The following is a 17,430-nucleotide window of genomic DNA, read 5'->3' on the forward strand; positions in this document are numbered from 1 at the left end:
TCAGGTTAATGGCCTGACTTACGTTCTAACTTCGGAGGTCATGTGACCTCCTCTACCAACAATCCATCATCAGATAGGCCAACGACAAGCCATCTATTAAGTAAACACTTGTGCGATAACAGTAACGTAAGACTGTGCCAAGGCTGCGAGCTTCCTGTTGATAAAGTGGAGATATCACAAGGAAAATCAGCGTATTGTCCAAGATGTGGCACTCAGTTATATCGTGGTGGAACACCAAGTCTCTCTGGAAATTTAGCTATTGCTCTCACGTGCTTGCTGCTATTTATCCCCTCTCACTTTTTTGATTTCATTAGTATACGTCTGATTGGAGTAATGATACCTGCGACTCTGCCATCCGGCGTGTTTACCTTGATGGGCGAAGGTTTCCCTTTACTTGGCTTACTTATCCTATTCTGTAGTTCTATTGCTCCTTTACTTGTCTGCGGTTCTGTTCTGGTCAGCCACTTATCGCTTCGCTTCAGACTTTTTACTCCGTTTCGTTACGCACTCACTATTGTCCAAACCCTTAAACATTGGATGATGTTAGATGTATTTTTAGTGAGTGTGGCGGTCTCATGCTTCAAGCTCCAAGATTATTCAGACATATTTGTCGGCCCTGGCTTGGCAGGTTTGCTCTTATTGCAACTGTTCAGTGTCTTACTGGTAAGTCGTATCAGCGTACGACGCTACTGGGAAGCGTGGACTAAAGAGTCGGACTACTCTTTCCCTGACAGTAAGAAAGTTCATTGCCACAACTGCCATATGTCTCAACCTGATGGACATGTGTGCATACGGTGTCACCACGACTTATATCACCGCAAGCCCTACTCTATATACAAGACTTGGTCACTGTTATTCGCCGCTACAATCGCAATTATACCGGCCAATATTATCCCGATATCGATACTTATAACGAACGGTCAAAGGCTTGAAGACACGATTATTTCTGGTGTTGCGTCCTTAGTTAATAGTGATATGTATGGCATCGCCGCGATCATATTTATTGCAAGTATCGTAGTGCCAGTTGCCAAAATACTCGGCCTCACGTACATCTTAATTTGCATTCAAATGAAACGCGCGGTCTACCACAGGCAGCGTATGACGATTTATTTCATAGTAAAATGGGTGGGTAAATGGTCCGTCATGGACTTATTCGTCATTTCAATCATGATGACCTTGATCGACCGTGGACAAATTTTAAACTTTACACCAGGTTATGGTGCTATCGCTTTTGGCTTCGTTGTCGTGCTTACGATGTTAGCAGCCGAAAGTTTAGATCCTAGGCTAATTTGGGATAACTACACCTCTAAAGATGAGTCAGTGAATGAACAACGATAACCAATCACAAACATCATATTCACCAGAAGTGAGAAAAAATAAAGGTATTTCTCCTTTATGGATTCTACCAATTTTAACCGTCGTTCTGGCTGGTTGGCTGGTCATGAAGTCAATACACGATGCAGGACAACGTGTGCAAATTTACTTCTCGGATGCTGCTGGCTTAGTGGCAGGTCGAACCACTATTCGCTACCAAGGTTTAGAGGTGGGTATGGTGCGAGACATAACTCTATCCAAGGATTTGTCTAGCATTTACGTCGATGCCGACATTTACCCTGAAGCACAACAGCTCTTATCAAAAGGCACGCGTTTCTGGTTGGTGAAGCCAACAGCGAGCTTGTCTGGTATATCGGGTTTGGACGCGCTAGTTTCAGGCAACTATATCGCGATTCACCCCAGTGAAACAAAAGAAGAGCCAGAAACCGTGTTTTACGCATTAGACTCTTCCCCTTCAGATTTATTAGCATCAGAAGGACTGAATATCTCACTAACGACAGAAGATCTTGGTGGTGTATCTGTTGGTTCTCAGATCGTGTACCGAAAAATCCCAATTGGCGAGGTCTACAATTACCAACTCAATAAAAATGCCAAATCTGTCACCATTCAAGCTGCGATCAAAGATGAGTATAGCCATATCATCACAGACCAAAGCCGCTTTTGGAACGTGAGCGGCTTAGGCGCCAGTATTGGTTTTTCTGGTGTTGACGTTCGCTTAGAAAGCTTGAGTGCCCTTCTTGGTGGTTCTATTGCGGTCGATTCTCCAGGAGACGGCCAACCCGTCAAAATGAACACCAAGTTCAAACTCTATCCTGATTTAAAGACTGCAGGACGTGGTATCTCAATAAAGATCGCGGTACCTGATGATAACAAGATCAGTTCGACGGGTGCTCCTATCATGTACCGAGGTATTGAAATCGGTCAAATTACCGACTTGTCCTTGAGTGAAGGTCGGGAAAATGTTGTTGCATCTGCGGCAATCCAACCAGCATTCAGCGATTTCTTAAACAGCGGCAGTAAATTCGTTCTTGAAGAAGCCGAGCTATCTCTTACTGGCATGAAAAATATCGCCAACTTAGTGACTGGTAACTTCTTGACCTTAGTACCTGGAGAAGGCAAAAAAGCGCGTCGATTTACCGCTATTCGTAAAACCGAATACAGCCAAGAACAAGAGAAATCAGTGGCAATTCGCCTGACGTCAAACAATTCATTTGGCTTAGATGTGGGCACTCAACTACTTTACAAAGGCATTGCCGTCGGCTCTATCATCCAAGTAGGATTAGTCGATGGTGTTGGTAAGAGCTCTGATAAACACGAAGTGTTCATGGATGCATTGATCGATAATGAATACGCTCACCTTATCAAAAGCCACAACCGTTTCTTTGTGACAGGCAGTGCCACTGCAGAACTAACCGAATCCGGTTTAAGTGTTACGGTTCCACCTGCAAAACAGCTTCTTACTGGATCAATTAGTTTTGTGAGCGAAGGTAAACCTGAAGCTCGAGCTGACTACCAGCTTTTTCAAAGCAAGTCGCTAGCTGAAATTGCTAAGTTTAATCAGTCTGGGTCCAAAACTCTTTCGCTGTTCGCTAGTGAATTACCCTCGATATCTAAAGGAAGCCCGCTTCTCTACCGCAATTTACAAGTGGGTAGCATTTCTGATTTTCAGCTTGCTGATGGTGGTGTAAGAATCAAAGTTACGATCGAAAATCGTTACACTCACTTACTCAATAAGCATACCGTTTTCTGGAACCGGTCAGGCGTTGAAGTTGATGCGTCGCTATCGGGTATCAGTATTAAAGCTGCACCGGTTAAAACCCTTATTCAAGGCGGTATTGCTTTTGACTCTCTACCGGGAATCGATAACAAACTCGGCGATGTGTGGAAGCTTTATAAAGATTCGAAATCCGCTCGAAAATTTGGCCGCGCGATTACTATCACCTCTTCCGGCGATCTAGAAGTCAGCAAGGGCATGGCGATCAAATATAAAGGTGTCACTGTTGGTGAGGTTACTCTGGTGATTCCGAACTTCAACAAAGGCGGTATTGAAATTACCGCGCGTATCTTACCTGAGTACGTTGACAAGATTGCCGTGGCGAACAGTCACTTCTGGTTGGCAGAACCTGAGATTGGCCTTAACGGTATCAAAAACGTCTCTGCGCTGCTCTCTAAGCACATAAATGTAGATCCGGGCAAAGGCGAAAGAAACACGAAATTTAAGCTCAGCAAGCGACCCGTGCAGCCTGAAGGCAAGATATTCCAGCTACAAAGCGAAACGCGAGGCTCGGTATCTGAAGGCACTCCTATCCTATTCCGTGAGCTAGAAATCGGTAGTGTAATCGATGTTCAGCTAGGCGAGTTTGCTGACCGCATCATCTCTACAATTCAAATAGAGCCAGACTACGCCTATCTAATCCGCGCAAACACTGTGTTTTGGAACATATCGGGCGTCGATGTCTCTATCGGTCTCTCTGGTGCAAACATCAAAGCCGGAACGGTAGACAGTTTATTAAGAGGCGGAATTACCTTCTCAACGCCACCGACGAGTGAACTACAGCCAGTGGCAAGCGAAGACCAGTCTTTCTACCTATACCCTCAAGCAGAAGATGAGTGGAAGTCATGGAGAACCGCGATTCCTAGTCCATAGAGTGTCCCCCCTAATGCTTAACGAAGATTAATTTTTCATCAAAATGCAGCTATTCGGCTGCATTTTTGTTGTTTGCCGTAAATATTGTTTAGGACGACCTCTTTTTGCTTTAAACTCCCCCGCATTAATGCAATAAATCGAGATACTCTTTTGCACGCTAACGTATATATCCCAGAAGAATTCCTAACTCACATTAAAGGCATTATGCCAAGCCACTTAGACATGGCTTCTTTTATCGCATCTTGCCAAAAGCCACTTCGTAAAAGTATTCGAGTAAACACACTAAAGATCAGTGTCGGAGACTTTCTCGTACGTGCGAAAGATAAAGGTTGGGAACTGGAACCTGTGCCGTGGTGTGAAACGGGATTTTGGATCACCGCTGATGAAAGCGAGGCGCCTTTAGGCAATACAGCTGAACACATGTCTGGCTTATTTTATATCCAAGAAGCCAGCTCTATGATGCCACCTTCTGCATTGTTTCAAGGCGAAAAAGACTATCAAGCCGTGTTAGATACAGCTGCTGCACCCGGCTCTAAAACAACGCAAATCGCGGCGCTAATGAATAATCGCGGCGTACTGGTTGCCAATGAATACGCAGCAAGCCGAGTGAAAGTACTTCACGCTAACATCGAGCGTTGTGGCGTTCGCAATACAGCGCTGAGCAATTTTGATGGACGTGTATTCGGCGGCTGGTTACCAGAACAGTTTGATGCCGTATTACTAGACGCCCCCTGCTCTGGTGAAGGTACGATTCGTAAAGACGCGGATGCGATGAAGAACTGGACGTATCAATCTGTAGTCGATATTGCCGACACGCAAAAAGACCTGATTGAAAGCGCATTCCAAGCTCTTAAACCTAATGGTGTTTTGGTTTACTCAACGTGTACGCTTAGCACCGAAGAGAACCAACAAGTGTGTTATCACTTAAAAGAGACCTTTGGTGACGCGGTAGAATTTGAATCTCTAGAATCCCTGTTCGACGACGCAAAAGCAACCACGACAGAAGAAGGCTTTCTACACATTTTTCCACAAGTTTATGACTCGGAAGGCTTCTTTGTTGCACGTATCCGTAAATTAGCGTCTGTTACTCCACCAGAAGTTAAAAAACGTATGGGTAAATTCCCATTTGAAAAAGCATCAAAGAAAACTCAGCAAGAAGTCGCTGAACAACTGATGAGCACTCTCGATATCGAATTGCCAAGCGATACTCAAGTTTGGATTCGCGACAAAGACGTTTGGCTATTCCCAGAAGCGCTAGAACCTATGATCGGTGAGTTCCGGTTTTCTCGCATGGGAATTAAGATCGCCGAAACCCATAAAAAAGGTTACCGCTGGCAGCACCAAGTGGCGACAACGCTTGCAACAGGTAATGAAGCTAATGTTGTCGAGCTAAGTATTGAAGATGCTCGTGAATGGTTCATGGGACGCGATGTTCGCCCTGAAAACTTGTCAGGAAAAGGTGAAGTACTAGTGAAGTACAATGGTGCAATCATCGGCCTTGGTAAGTGGGTTGGTAACCGAGTGAAGAACGGTTTACCACGCGAACTAGTGCGCGATAAAAACCTTTTCTAAAAGCTTTCGCACTCAACACACTTTGATAAACAAAAAGCCCAAACAACGTAAATTGTTTGGGCTTTTTCTATTCTATCGGTCATGTAACTCAGTGTGCGAGCGCTTGTAAATCAACAGCTAATTATATAAATATCAATTCAAGTCACTATTTCCAAAAAAGAAAAATTACATTTTAGGGAATCTAAACTAGACTTCAATCTAATAGTCAAAAGATTAAAATGATTAGCGTAGGCTCTTCGGAGCCCTTTCCCCTAAGCCCGAACAGGAAGGTTTGGGCTTTTTTTTGACCGAGAGGGCCGCTTATTTAACTAAGCTGATACCTTCTTTGTCGATAGTGATCTTGCCAGATTTGTACAGACCACCAATTGTCTTCTTAAACGTACCTTTACTGGTTCTAAATGCAGAGAAAATAACCTCAGGAGAAGACTTATCATTCAAAGGCAAGTAACCGCCTTTCTTCTCAAGCAGATCAAGAACCTTAATACTTAGATCATCCATTTTCTCCACACCAATCTTCTGAAGTGACAGATCGATTTTCCCATCTTCTTCACGAACGTTTTTGATGTAACCTTTCAACGTTTTACCAATGAACAACTTACCGATAATCTCCGATGGGAAAATCATGCCCCAGTGTTCACCATTCACGATCGCTTTGTAACCCAATTGGGTGCGTTCAGCGATAATCAGATCCACTTGCTCGTTTTGCTTATAAGTAGCAGGTGTATTGTCTAACCACTTATTGAACTTCGTTGTACCTACAATACGGCTAGATGCTTTATCGATATACACATATACTAAGATTGATTGACCTTCGTTTAAGCGGCCACGTTGCTCACTGAAAGGAACCAGTAGGTCTTTACCTTTCACGCCCCAACTCATGAATGCACCAGTGCTGTTTACACCTTCGACAGTCATCAAGCCAAACTGACCCACTTGAGCAACAGGCTTTTCTGTGGTTGCCGCTATCTGGTTGTCAGAGTCAATGTATAAGAAAACATCTAGTTTTTGACCAATTTCCACACCTTCAGGAGTAAACCGTTTCGGAAGCAACACAGTTCCATAGTCACTAGCATCAAGGAATACACCGAACTCTGCTTGTTTTACTACTTCTAAATTGTTTATTTGACCAATATTAATCATCAAGATTGTCTCTACTTTAAATTTGGCGGAGATTATACGTGATCTCTGATATGCTTTCGCTAGTTTCATTCATATTTTTATATTCTAGGAGACATCGTTGATCACCGTCGATAAACAAGATGCGATAACACTTAAAATTAACCATGCAATGGCTAAGACAAAGAAGCTCGACATGGACGTTTATCTATTCATCCCCGGTGAACTCGGACTGACGCCAGAAGTACTGTCTGAAAGTGCCTTCTTTTACAGTTCAATTACTCAGCAACGAGCTTACTACAGTGATAAAACACTCTTGCCACTGGTACACAGCCGTTTGGCAAAACGCAGACGCTTGTCCACCACACAATATCGTGTAAGTTTGAGTTTGTTTGCGTATCAATATGTCATCGCTTTAGATAAAGCAGTCAGTAGTTTAAATAAAACTGATAGTGACAATGTAACGGCTGATGAAGTCGACGAAGTCATTGAGTTAGCGTTGGATATTTTGAAGAAGCTTCGTCGAAGTATTCCTTATGAAGAAAACCTCAAACGTTACTACGAAAACATTGATAACTACCTCTCTTGGTACACCGAGCAAAAATTTTTATCGCTGGTTTCACACATGCCACGCGGTAGTGAATATTCCACTATCAAAGAGCGTCTCTTAATACTCTGTGATAAGGAAACGGCTCACCGTCAACTCAATCGTTATAACTCAGCCAAGGTAAGAGAAGACGTTACTCGTCTGAGTAACAAAATGCGCTTACTACGCCGCTTGATTGAGCACCCTATTGTTCTCAAAGAGAAAACCACATCACTGGGTAAAAACGTAAAGCGTGCCGTTAAAGGTATAGCTACAGGTTTAGTCATGGTAGTGGTTACCACAACCGTCATATTGGCTCGTGATTTCCTGGGGGAGATTACCGCTTCTTTCATTGTGTCTATGTCATTCATCTATGCTTTACGCGAGATATTCAAAGATGACTTAAGGGATATCCTTTGGCGTTGGCTTCGTAAAGGCAAACCAAGGTGGAAACGTCGCTACTTTGACCCAACTACCAACAAATTAGTCGGCCATAAGCTTGAATGGTTAGATTACGCAAACTTTTCTAAGTTAGCTGATCGCATTCAATTGCTCCGTAAGAGGCGGGTTGTACAGCGTGAAGAGCAGGTATTACATTATCGTTCGCACACAGAAATGTCGACATCTACATTTATGAGTGGTTACGAGGAGACTCGTGAAACGCTTTCTATCAGCCTAAGAGCACTGACACGTTTGATGGACAAGAGTTCAAATAAGGTTTATCGCTTGAATGAGGGGCAAGTCAGTCGAGAATCCGTTGAAAAGCGCCACCTTCTTAACTTGATCATCAAAGAAAACAACCACGATAGTGATCCAACATATTACCGTTGGAAAATAGTAATGAACCGTTCAAAAATTGTTGATATAGAGCAAATCACTCAAGAGTCTTAGCGTTGTACGGTATGCGGGAAGCAAAATCACATACCGCTCTTCCACTTATTCAAATTTCCATCAACTTCCGAGCTATTTCCTAGACGGGACTTTCTTGATCGAAAGCGTTAGCGTGAATTCGGCCATCGGTTCATCACCATGCAAAGATGGACAGGTAGCGGTAATAGTCACGGGTTGGTTAACACGCGCTCCAGTCGAGATCGTTTCGGCTAGCATAGTATTGATGAGCTCACCGTCGTTACATGTGAAATGTACGTCACCTTCAGGGCGTTTCAAAAAGTTGCCTGTTACCTCTTTAAACGCCAGAGAAATCTTCTCTCCTTGCTGCTGGGATTTACTCATAGCAAGAAAGCCTCCCGCGACATCAGCTCCCACTGCTAGTACACCAAAATACATACTATTTAAGTGGTTCTTAGTTCTTCTTTTTAGAGGAATCTTAAGCTCAACATGCTGATCATCAAGAGCGAGTAACTTCGGCCTACACAACCAAATTAACGGCACTTTAAACATACCAAACATAGTTAAGTAGAGATTAGCTTTTTGTAGATTAGTTAGCATCCAAGTCACCTAGCACTATTAGTCATCTGACCAGTTAATAGACTCAAGATAGCAATGTCAAAAAAATGTTACAAAAAAGAGATATCATCTAACGATAATATCTCTTTCATTCTCGAAGAATTAACGCTTCAAGCACACTTATATCGCTGGGCTTATTAGTCTATGCGGTAACAACCGTATCAACACCTTCAAGATCGGCAATGTAACCTTGTAATCGAGGATAATCTACCAACCCTTGAGTCACTAGCAATACTGGTTTCTTAACATGAAGTGTTGCTTTAACGATCATGTCCAATAAGGTAATAACCGCTTCGTTCTGGGGATCAAAGGCATGTTGTTGTGCTTCATTTTGCTTATCTACACCTAAAGTGAAAGACGCTAAACTATCGATATTCACTACCGTGCCATCAAAGTAATGCAATAATCGTTCACTCAAAATTACAGCTGATGGCACATCGCACGAAAACAACACTTTCAAGCCATTCAACCCACGAGGTAGCCCTTGTTCGGCAAGTAAATCGATAACCTTAGCAGCATCACTTAATGCTCGAACGTAAGGAGCAACGATTTCAACGTTAATGCCCTGCTCTCGCAGCGTTTTGATTACCTGACACTCAAGTGCGAATGCCTTACTGTATTCTTGTGTTGCGTAGCGACCTACACCACGAATACCAAGCGCTGGATTAATTTCTTCTGTTTCGCAACTCCCGCCCAACAAAGAGCGAAAACTGTAACTATCTGCATCGCTCAAAGCAATACGTACCGTCTTGTGATGGGGTTGCACTGCTGCTTGAATCGCTATAACGAGTGTTGAAACAAAATGTTCATCGACACTCTTATCACCAAGAATGGCATTTAGCGACGTTTTCTCAATGTCAGAAAGTGTTTCAAAGTGAGAGCCAATGCTTGGATGATAAAAAACACGCTCCATGACCAATTCAGATAGTGAAACGTATAAGTGATTGGAATTATGATTATCGTTATAAGAAGGCAGCACATCGCCTAAAACAAGTTCTGGGTGCAAAGTGCTTTGATTTTTTTGAGTCATTGCTGCTCCAGCATTTTTTATGTTGTGTTCAAACGAAAGTACCGATAGCTGCCTGTTAATACAAGTGAAAATCCCTTATTTAGCATTGGCACACGGATAAAAATAAGAATATTAGCAATAACAGAGATAACTTTGACTTAGAGAGTTTATTCCTCTGTTCAATTCCGTTATCTTAACCACTTCGCAATAGAATAAAAAACTATCACATGCCATTAAAAACTGATGAGTTGAGAACCCAAGCTCTGGGTCCTATGCCAACTCCTGCCGAATTAGGCAATGCACACCCTATTACTGATGACGTTGCTGAACGCATTAAAAATTCTCGCCGCCAAATCGAAGATATCCTAACGGGTCGTGATAACCGCCTATTAGTTATCGTAGGCCCTTGCTCTGTTCACGACACAGAAGCCGCACTTGACTACGCTGAGCGCCTAAGTCAGATTCAAGAAAAATACAAAGATGAGTTGTTCGTTGTAATGAGAACCTACTTCGAGAAGCCACGTACTGTTGTCGGTTGGAAAGGTTTGATTACCGATCCCAATCTTGATGGCTCATACGCACTTGAAACAGGCTTAAACAAAGCTCGCAAACTTCTGCTTGATATCAATAAGCTTGGCCTTGCTACTGCGACTGAATTCCTTGATATGATCACTGGTCAATATATTGCAGACCTTATTACTTGGGGCGCAATCGGCGCTCGTACGACTGAATCTCAGATTCACCGTGAAATGGCTTCCGCACTTTCTTGCCCTGTGGGTTTTAAAAACGCAACGAACGGCAATATCAAGATTGCTATTGATGCGATTCGTGCTGCACACGCTTCCCACTACTTCTACTCACCAGACAAGAATGGCCGCATGACAGTTTATCGTACTGCTGGTAACCCATACGGTCATATTATTCTACGTGGTGGTGATAAAGGCCCTAACTTCGATGCTGAATCTGTAGATACTGCATGTAAGCAACTTGCCGAGTTCGATCTTCCTCAGCGCTTAGTTGTAGACTTTAGCCACGCAAACTGTCAAAAGCAGCACCGTAAACAGTTAGAGGTTGCGCAAGATATTTGTGAACAGATAAAATCTAACAAGAATCAAATTGCAGGCATCATGGCGGAAAGCTTCATTGTTGAAGGCAACCAGCCAATGACAGACATCAATAACCTAGAATACGGCAGGTCTATAACTGACCCATGCCTAAGCTGGGAAGATACCGCAACAATGCTAGACATGCTTGCAACGGCAATTAAAGATAGAAATTTAGCTTAAGGACACAACACAATGCCATCATTTGACATTATCTCTGAAGTAGAATCAGTAGAACTACGCAATGCTGTAGACAATGCTAACCGAGAACTATCGACTCGTTTCGATTTCCGTGGTGTAGAGGCTAGCTTTGATTACAAAGATGAATCAGTAAAACTGAGCGCTCAAGACGATTTTCAGCTAAAGCAGATGCGCGATATTCTTCGTAGCAACCTGACAAAGCGTAATGTTGATCCTAACGCGATGGAAGCAAAAGCTGCTGACCAAACAGGTCGAACTTGGCACCAAACGGTTATCTTTAAACAGGGCATCGAAACTGACGTTGCTAAGAAAATCGTTAAGCTAATCAAAGACAACAAAGTAAAAGTTCAAGCTTCCATTCAAGGTGACAAGGTTCGTGTCACAGGTAAGAAACGTGATGACTTGCAAGCAGTCATGGCTTTAGTTCGTAACGGAGAACTTGGTCAACCTTTCCAGTTTGACAACTTCCGTGACTAATCACACTGGTTATATCCAGCGGATTTTGTTTACTATTCACCTTTTGTTTGCTCTTGATTAAACAGCAAAGTATGGTTTTAAAATATCAAAAAGCCACTTCCTTATGGGAAGTGGCTTTTTACTTGTGTGATTATTTTGATTGGAGCCTCCCAGCTGATTTTAAGTAACTAGAAGGCTCTCACCTCAACTGAGTATTTTAGCAGAAGAAAGTTTTAGGTCTTTACCGACTAAAAGGTTGAATTCAACGCTCGCTGGTGGAATAAACACACACACTCGCAATTTATCTACTCTTGCTTTCTCAAGTTTGGTAGATAACTCTCCGCTGTTAGCATAACCTTCTCTTTCTGCATCTCGACGGCACAAGTCAATAAACTCGAATGGACAATCGCTCGGGGAAAGGACTAACTCTGCCTCTTGCATCAAACGTAAGGCCTTCATCGGTAGCAACTCTACATCTTGCCCGAATTCAACCCAGGTTACCTGACCTTCGGTATCAATGCCCTCAGCTAACGCTTGTTGGTAGTATAACTCTAACTGATCTCTGTCAGCCACCTGCTCAATAAGGCTGGATGATAAGAATCGCTCCCAAAATTTACGACGATCATCAACGGTAGGAAGAGATTCTTTTATCGAGTTACGTTTTGATGCACCAAAGTCTGCGATTAAACCGATGTTCTGAGGAAGCACCGTTTCGAGTTTTTCTCTAATATTTCTCACCAAAACAGGTGACGCTCCACCACTTGAGATCGCAATCTGAATTCTCCCACGATTAATCATTGATGGAGTGATAAAATCACAGTAAGGCAAATCATCAACCACATTGACTAAAACACCGAGTTTTTTCGCATCATTATATACTTGATGATTCAGGCTCGGATTATCTGTAGTGGCCCATACCTGCAGGTAGTCTTTCGAAAGAATTTGTGACGAGTAAAAGTTTTGAACCCAGTGAAGCTTACTCTCCTCTACAAGCTTACTTAAGTATGGTGCTACCTTGGGAGAAACCAAAGTCACATTAGCACCTGCTCGTAATAAACTGTCAACTTTTCGGCAAGCAACCTCACCCCCACCAACCACTAGAATTGGTTTATTTTCTACATCCAGAAACATTGGGAAATAACGCATGTTCTTCCTTGAGAGTACTGCAATAACTATTCAGCCATGCTACCAAATTTGGAGCATATTAATAACTAGCAAAGTGTAATAAAAATATTTATTGACCAAATTTCAATCTTTTTAAGGATTTATATTTCATCGTTAACGGCTAAGTTAAGAAGATTTATCTACACGATTATCAATATTAAAATCTAAATCTCGTTGCACCAACAGTGTGAACCGTTGCACTATTTACATTCAGTTAACATTTAGCCATCCTAGTTGTGTTGGGATTTGTGGTTTCTTTCAAAATTCTTTTTAAATTATACATTTGTGAAACTACGAATCCTTTCCTAACCTTATAAATAGTTGTTTAAACCACACAAAGCTTTATTTGCATAATGCAATTTTTTTGATTTAAACAACAAGGTCACAGTAAAAGCAATACAGCTAGAAAAACAAAAACGAGCACGAGTATCAGGTGTCACCTGGTTAACAAGGAAGGATACAAATGACAAATAAACTAACACTTCTTGCTTCAGTAGTCGCTGCATCAACTGCGCTTATGGCAACATCAGCATCAGCTGCAGAAAGCACACTGGACAAAGTCACATCTCAAGGTTTTTTAACTTGTGGCGTAAGTACGGGTCTTCCAGGTTTCTCTAACCCTAACTCAAAAGGTGAGTGGGAAGGAATCGATGTTGAGTATTGTCAAGCTCTTGCAGCGGCTGTACTCGGAGATAAAACTAAAGTTAAGTATGTACCTTTGACTGCAAAAGAGCGTTTCACTGCCCTTCAGTCTGGTGAAATAGACGTACTATCTCGTAACACGACATGGACGCTGCATCGTGATACCGCTTTAGGTCTAAATTTCGTCGGTGTTAACTATTACGACGGTCAAGGCTTTATGGTGAAAAAAGAGTTGGGTCTTAAGAGTGCTCGAGAACTTGATGGTGCTTCGGTGTGTGTTCAGTCAGGTACAACAACAGAACTCAACCTAGCTGATTACTTCCGAAATAGTGGTATGTCTTATAAACCTGTAGTATTTGATACCGCTGCTCAAACCTCTAAAGGTTTCGATGCTGGTCGCTGTGATGCACTTACCACTGACCAATCTGGTCTTTACGCACTTCGTTTGAACTTAGCTGATCCTAAGTCTGCGCAAGTACTTCCTGAAATCATCTCAAAAGAACCACTAGGTCCTGTTGTTCGCCAAGATGACGACAAGTGGTTTAACGTGGCTAAATGGACTCTTTCTGCGATGATCAATGCTGAAGAGTACGGTATTTCTTCTAAAAATGCAGATGAAATGCTTAAGTCAAAAGATCCAAACATCAAGCGTATTCTCGGTGTAGACGGTCCTAAAGGCAAAGGCCTTGGCATTCGCGACGATTGGGGTTACCAAGTAATTAAGCAAGTTGGTAACTACGGTGAGAGCTTTGAGCGCACTGTTGGTACGGGCTCTCCACTTCAGATTTCTCGCGGTGTAAATGCACTTTGGAATGCGGGCGGCTTTATGTACGCTCCACCAATCCGTTAATAAGATTATAAACATCAATTAGGGCGGAGGTTTCCGCCCTCTTTATTAAATGGATTTGAGGTTATAGCAGTATGAAACCTAATGAAACTCCTTCGCCATCTCAGGCGAAGCCGAAAACAAAGAGTGCCAACCTTCTTTACAACCCGACTTTCCGCTCTGTTGTGTTCCAAGTCCTTGCTGTTGGAGCTCTCGCAGCGTTAATTTATACCATCATAAATAACACGCTCACGAACTTAGACGCCCGTGGAATTGCCACTGGTTTTGACTTTTTATCCCAAGAGGCTGGTTTTGGTATTGGCCTAACACTTATCGAATACGATGAAACGTTCTCTTACGGCAGAACTTTCTTCGTAGGTTTACTTAACACGGCACTTGTATCTATTCTTGGCATCATATTAGCCACTGTCATTGGTTTTAGTATGGGCATTGCGCGACTTTCTTCGAATTGGTTAGTAAGTCGCTTTGCCGCCGTTTACATAGAAATATTTCGAAATATTCCCCTTCTTTTACAGATCTTTTTTTGGTATTTCGCAGTGCTGCAAGCTCTTCCGTCAACTCGTCAAAGTATGAGTTTAGGTGAAGCGATCTTCCTTAACGTTCGTGGTTTATATTTCCCAGCACCTATCTTTGAACAAGGTAGTAGTATTGTTATCATCGCGTTTATTGCTGGTATTATTGCCACATTTTTTATCAATATTTGGGCTAACAACAGACAAAAACTCACCGGTCAACAAACACCGATGGGGCGCGTTGCGACGGCTCTAATTATTGGTTTACCACTAGTGACATATTTTATTATGGGCATGCCTATTTCGGCCGAATATCCGGAGCTTAAGGGTTTTAACTTTAAAGGTGGCATTAGCATAATTCCAGAACTTGCCGCATTAATGCTTGCCTTAAGTATCTATACAGCGTCTTTCATAGCTGAGATTGTACGATCAGGTATCAATGCTGTAAGTCACGGTCAAACTGAAGCAGCGATGTCCCTTGGTATTCCTCGCTCTCGCACTCTTAAGCTTGTCATCATTCCTCAAGCACTAAGAATTATTATCCCACCATTAACCAGTCAGTATCTAAATCTGACCAAAAACTCGTCACTGGCCATGGCAATTGGTTATCCAGATCTTGTTTCTGTTTTCGCAGGTACAACTTTGAACCAAACCGGGCAAGCGATTGAAGTAATCGCAATGACCATGGGCGTTTACTTGACCTTAAGTCTGTTAACGTCAGCTGTAATGAATATATACAACCGCAAAGTAGCGTTGGTGGAGAGATAAGATGAGTACACATCAATTTCAACCAGACCTTCCGCCTCCAGCGAATACCGTTGGACCTGTTGGTTGGTTAAGAAAAAATCTATTTAATGGCCCTATTAACAGCGTAGTCACTGTAGTTCTTGCTTACTTTGCTTTTACCCTGTTGTGGGCAATTACTGATTGGGCATTTATTAGTGCCGATTGGATAGGAACAACACGTGATGCTTGTACAAGTGAAGGGGCTTGTTGGGTTTTCATTAGTGTTCGCTGGGATCAGTTCATGTTTGGCTTTTATCCTGAAGCAGAACTTTGGCGGCCTCAACTTTTCTATATCACACTAGCTATATTTGTCGTTTTACTCGCTTACGAAAAAACACCTAAACGTACTTGGATTTGGCTTTTCTTTGTAAACATTTACCCATTCCTTATCGCAGGTTTGTTATATGGTGGTGTTCTCGGCCTAGAAGTCGTAGATACACATAAATGGGGAGGATTGCTAGTTACGCTAATCATTGCTCTCGTCGGCATCGTTGTTTCATTGCCAATTGGCGTGGCTTTAGCACTAGGACGACGCTCCGAGATGCCAATAATCCGCAGTATGTGTACTGTTTATATCGAAATTTGGCGCGGCGTACCGCTAATTACGGTTCTATTCATGGCCTCAGTAATGCTTCCGCTTTTCCTCTCTGAAGGAACTGAAACAGACAAATTGATTCGAGCTTTAATCGGTGTCGTTTTATTCAGTTCAGCGTATATGGCAGAAGTAGTTAGAGGCGGTTTACAAGCCATACCAAAAGGGCAATATGAAGCCGCAGACGCACTTGGCCTTAGCTATTGGAAGAAGACGGGGTTAATTATCCTTCCTCAAGCATTAAAAATTACAATCCCTTCAATCGTTAATACCTTCATTGGGTTATTTAAAGATACGAGTCTTGTCTTAATTATCGGTATGTTTGACGTACTAGGAATTGGCCAAGCCGCGAATACCGACCCTGAATGGCTTGGGTATTCAACAGAAAGTTATGTATTTGTCGCGTTAGTGTTCTGGGTGTTTTGTTTTGGCATGTCGAGATATTCGATATGGTTAGAAAACAGACTTCACACCGGTCACAAACGATAATTAACAAGATCAAGGACGTATTATGACGCAGCAGACAGAAAACAACTCTCAAGGTCTTATGATCGAGTTGAAAGACATGAATAAATGGTACGGTGAATTCCACGTACTTAAGAACATCAATCTAGAAGTTAAAAAAGGTGAGAAAATCGTTATCTGTGGTCCTTCAGGATCTGGTAAATCAACGATGATCCGTTGCATTAACCGATTGGAAGAACACCAAAAAGGTCATATCTTCGTTTCAGGTAATGAATTAACGGAAGATCTAAAGAACATCGAAGCTGTTCGTCGAGATGTAGGCATGTGTTTCCAACACTTCAACCTCTTCCCACACTTGACAGTTCTAGAAAACTGTACTTTAGCGCCTATTTGGGTCAAGAAGATGCCTAAAGACGAAGCCGAAGCGATAGCAATGAAGTACCTAGAACGTGTTAAAATCCCAGAGCAAGCGGATAAATTCCCAGGTCAGCTTTCTGGTGGTCAACAACAACGTGTAGCTATCGCTCGCTCTTTGTGTATGAACCCTCAAGTGATGCTGTTTGATGAACCAACGTCGGCGCTCGATCCAGAAATGGTTCGTGAGGTGTTAGACGTAATGGTTGAGCTTGCAGAAGAAGGCATGACGATGCTTTGTGTAACGCACGAGATGGGCTTTGCTAAAGAGGTCGCGGATCGCGTTATCTTCATGGATGCCGGTGAAATCATCGAAGAGAACAACCCTGTCGATTTCTTTGAAAACCCACAATCAGACAGAACGCAGAACTTCTTAAGCCAAATCTTACACCACTAATGTGTTATGATGCATAAACTACAGAGGCGGCTTAGGTCGCCTCTTTGTTTTCAGTGTTATAATTAGTTTTTCAAGATTATAAACAGCGACTCAGTGCGATAAAAATTGAACATCGAACC

At 42.5% G+C, this 17,430-nt stretch carries 14 protein-coding genes; 10 read left to right on the forward strand and 4 right to left on the reverse strand.

Translation table 11 applies throughout. From position 1 onward, the window contains the following. The first annotated feature begins 42 nt into the window (after nt 1–42). The 3 genes from ACED48_RS02735 to rsmF all read left to right on the forward strand — a co-directional run bounded on the left by ACED48_RS02735 (nt 43) and on the right by rsmF (nt 5,554). Nucleotides 43–1,338: a paraquat-inducible protein A gene (locus ACED48_RS02735; RefSeq protein WP_029627102.1), complete on the forward strand. Its 1,296-nt coding sequence runs from the start codon at nt 43–45 to the stop codon at nt 1,336–1,338. Continuing rightward, nucleotides 1,325–3,982 carry an MlaD family protein gene (locus tag ACED48_RS02740; RefSeq protein ID WP_017057219.1) on the forward strand — a complete coding sequence of 886 codons (2,658 nt, stop codon included), beginning with the start codon at nt 1,325–1,327 and terminating at the stop codon, nt 3,980–3,982. The genes ACED48_RS02735 and ACED48_RS02740 overlap by 14 nt, the downstream gene beginning before the upstream one ends. A 150-nt stretch (nt 3,983–4,132) precedes the next feature. Continuing rightward, nucleotides 4,133–5,554, forward strand: a complete 1,422-nt coding sequence (gene rsmF, locus ACED48_RS02745) for a 16S rRNA (cytosine(1407)-C(5))-methyltransferase RsmF (protein WP_017057218.1) — start codon at nt 4,133–4,135, stop codon at nt 5,552–5,554. A gap of 300 nt (nt 5,555–5,854) precedes the next feature. On the opposite strand, the gene ACED48_RS02750 is transcribed toward rsmF, so the two are convergent. Continuing rightward, nucleotides 5,855–6,763, reverse strand: a complete 909-nt coding sequence (locus ACED48_RS02750) for a S1 RNA-binding domain-containing protein (RefSeq protein ID WP_017057217.1) — start codon at nt 6,761–6,763, stop codon at nt 5,855–5,857. A gap of 28 nt (nt 6,764–6,791) precedes the next feature. Between ACED48_RS02750 and ACED48_RS02755 the strand changes: the two genes are divergently transcribed. Then, nucleotides 6,792–8,147, forward strand: a complete 1,356-nt coding sequence (locus ACED48_RS02755) for a hypothetical protein (protein WP_017057216.1) — start codon at nt 6,792–6,794, stop codon at nt 8,145–8,147. Between the two features lie 72 nt (nt 8,148–8,219). On the opposite strand, the gene ACED48_RS02760 is transcribed toward ACED48_RS02755, so the two are convergent. Next, nucleotides 8,220–8,705, reverse strand: coding sequence for a PaaI family thioesterase (locus tag ACED48_RS02760; protein ID WP_017057215.1), 486 nt, complete (start codon nt 8,703–8,705; stop codon nt 8,220–8,222). A gap of 160 nt (nt 8,706–8,865) precedes the next feature. Next, a complete protein-coding gene (locus ACED48_RS02765) occupies nt 8,866–9,753 on the reverse strand; it encodes a putative PEP-binding protein (RefSeq protein WP_017057214.1) in 888 nt (295 codons plus the stop codon). A 206-nt stretch (nt 9,754–9,959) separates the two neighbouring features. On the opposite strand from ACED48_RS02765, the gene ACED48_RS02770 reads away from it, so the two are divergent. Further along, nucleotides 9,960–11,018: a 3-deoxy-7-phosphoheptulonate synthase gene (locus ACED48_RS02770; RefSeq protein WP_017057213.1), complete on the forward strand. Its 1,059-nt coding sequence runs from the start codon at nt 9,960–9,962 to the stop codon at nt 11,016–11,018. Nucleotides 11,019–11,030: 12 nt separating this feature from the next. Further along, the gene (locus ACED48_RS02775; RefSeq protein ID WP_017057212.1) at nt 11,031–11,513 is read left to right on the forward strand and encodes a YajQ family cyclic di-GMP-binding protein; all 483 of its coding nucleotides are present in this window, start codon (nt 11,031–11,033) and stop codon (nt 11,511–11,513) included. 183 nt (nt 11,514–11,696) lie between these two features. Here the strand turns inward: ACED48_RS02775 and ACED48_RS02780 are convergent, their stop codons facing one another. Beyond that, a complete protein-coding gene (locus ACED48_RS02780) occupies nt 11,697–12,638 on the reverse strand; it encodes a bifunctional precorrin-2 dehydrogenase/sirohydrochlorin ferrochelatase (RefSeq protein WP_017057211.1) in 942 nt (313 codons plus the stop codon). Nucleotides 12,639–13,119: 481 nt separating this feature from the next. Here ACED48_RS02780 and ACED48_RS02785 point away from each other — a divergent pair, with 481 nt between their 5' ends. The 4 genes from ACED48_RS02785 to ACED48_RS02800 all read left to right on the forward strand — a co-directional run bounded on the left by ACED48_RS02785 (nt 13,120) and on the right by ACED48_RS02800 (nt 17,311). After that, complete coding sequence (locus ACED48_RS02785; RefSeq protein ID WP_017057210.1) at nt 13,120–14,148, forward strand: amino acid ABC transporter substrate-binding protein; 1,029 nt, start codon at nt 13,120–13,122, stop codon at nt 14,146–14,148. A 71-nt stretch (nt 14,149–14,219) separates the two neighbouring features. Next, entirely contained in the window at nt 14,220–15,425 is a 1,206-nt protein-coding gene (locus ACED48_RS02790; RefSeq protein WP_017057209.1) for an amino acid ABC transporter permease, read from the forward strand. A 1-nt stretch (nt 15,426) separates the two neighbouring features. Next, the gene (locus tag ACED48_RS02795) at nt 15,427–16,524 is read left to right on the forward strand and encodes an amino acid ABC transporter permease (RefSeq protein ID WP_017057208.1); all 1,098 of its coding nucleotides are present in this window, start codon (nt 15,427–15,429) and stop codon (nt 16,522–16,524) included. A gap of 22 nt (nt 16,525–16,546) precedes the next feature. Continuing rightward, nucleotides 16,547–17,311 carry an amino acid ABC transporter ATP-binding protein gene (locus tag ACED48_RS02800; protein WP_017057207.1) on the forward strand — a complete coding sequence of 255 codons (765 nt, stop codon included), beginning with the start codon at nt 16,547–16,549 and terminating at the stop codon, nt 17,309–17,311. Nucleotides 17,312–17,430 lie beyond the last annotated feature (119 nt).

The sequence above is a fragment of the Vibrio sp. 5S239 genome (assembly GCF_041439575.1).
GTDB classification, from domain to species: Bacteria; Pseudomonadota; Gammaproteobacteria; order Enterobacterales; family Vibrionaceae; genus Vibrio; species Vibrio kanaloae.

Coding starts and splice junctions, on each gene's coding strand:
- ACED48_RS02795 (WP_017057208.1), top strand. CDS start 15,427: ATGAGTACACATCAATTTCAACCAGACCTTCCGCCTCCAGCGAATACC.
- ACED48_RS02770 (WP_017057213.1), top strand. CDS start 9,960: ATGCCATTAAAAACTGATGAGTTGAGAACCCAAGCTCTGGGTCCTATG.
- ACED48_RS02760 (WP_017057215.1), bottom strand. CDS start 8,705: ATGCTAACTAATCTACAAAAAGCTAATCTCTACTTAACTATGTTTGGT.
- ACED48_RS02775 (WP_017057212.1), top strand. CDS start 11,031: ATGCCATCATTTGACATTATCTCTGAAGTAGAATCAGTAGAACTACGC.
- ACED48_RS02790 (WP_017057209.1), top strand. CDS start 14,220: ATGAAACCTAATGAAACTCCTTCGCCATCTCAGGCGAAGCCGAAAACA.
- ACED48_RS02765 (WP_017057214.1), bottom strand. CDS start 9,753: ATGACTCAAAAAAATCAAAGCACTTTGCACCCAGAACTTGTTTTAGGC.
- ACED48_RS02785 (WP_017057210.1), top strand. CDS start 13,120: ATGACAAATAAACTAACACTTCTTGCTTCAGTAGTCGCTGCATCAACT.
- ACED48_RS02800 (WP_017057207.1), top strand. CDS start 16,547: ATGACGCAGCAGACAGAAAACAACTCTCAAGGTCTTATGATCGAGTTG.
- ACED48_RS02750 (WP_017057217.1), bottom strand. CDS start 6,763: ATGAAACTAGCGAAAGCATATCAGAGATCACGTATAATCTCCGCCAAA.
- ACED48_RS02740 (WP_017057219.1), top strand. CDS start 1,325: ATGAACAACGATAACCAATCACAAACATCATATTCACCAGAAGTGAGA.
- ACED48_RS02780 (WP_017057211.1), bottom strand. CDS start 12,638: ATGCGTTATTTCCCAATGTTTCTGGATGTAGAAAATAAACCAATTCTA.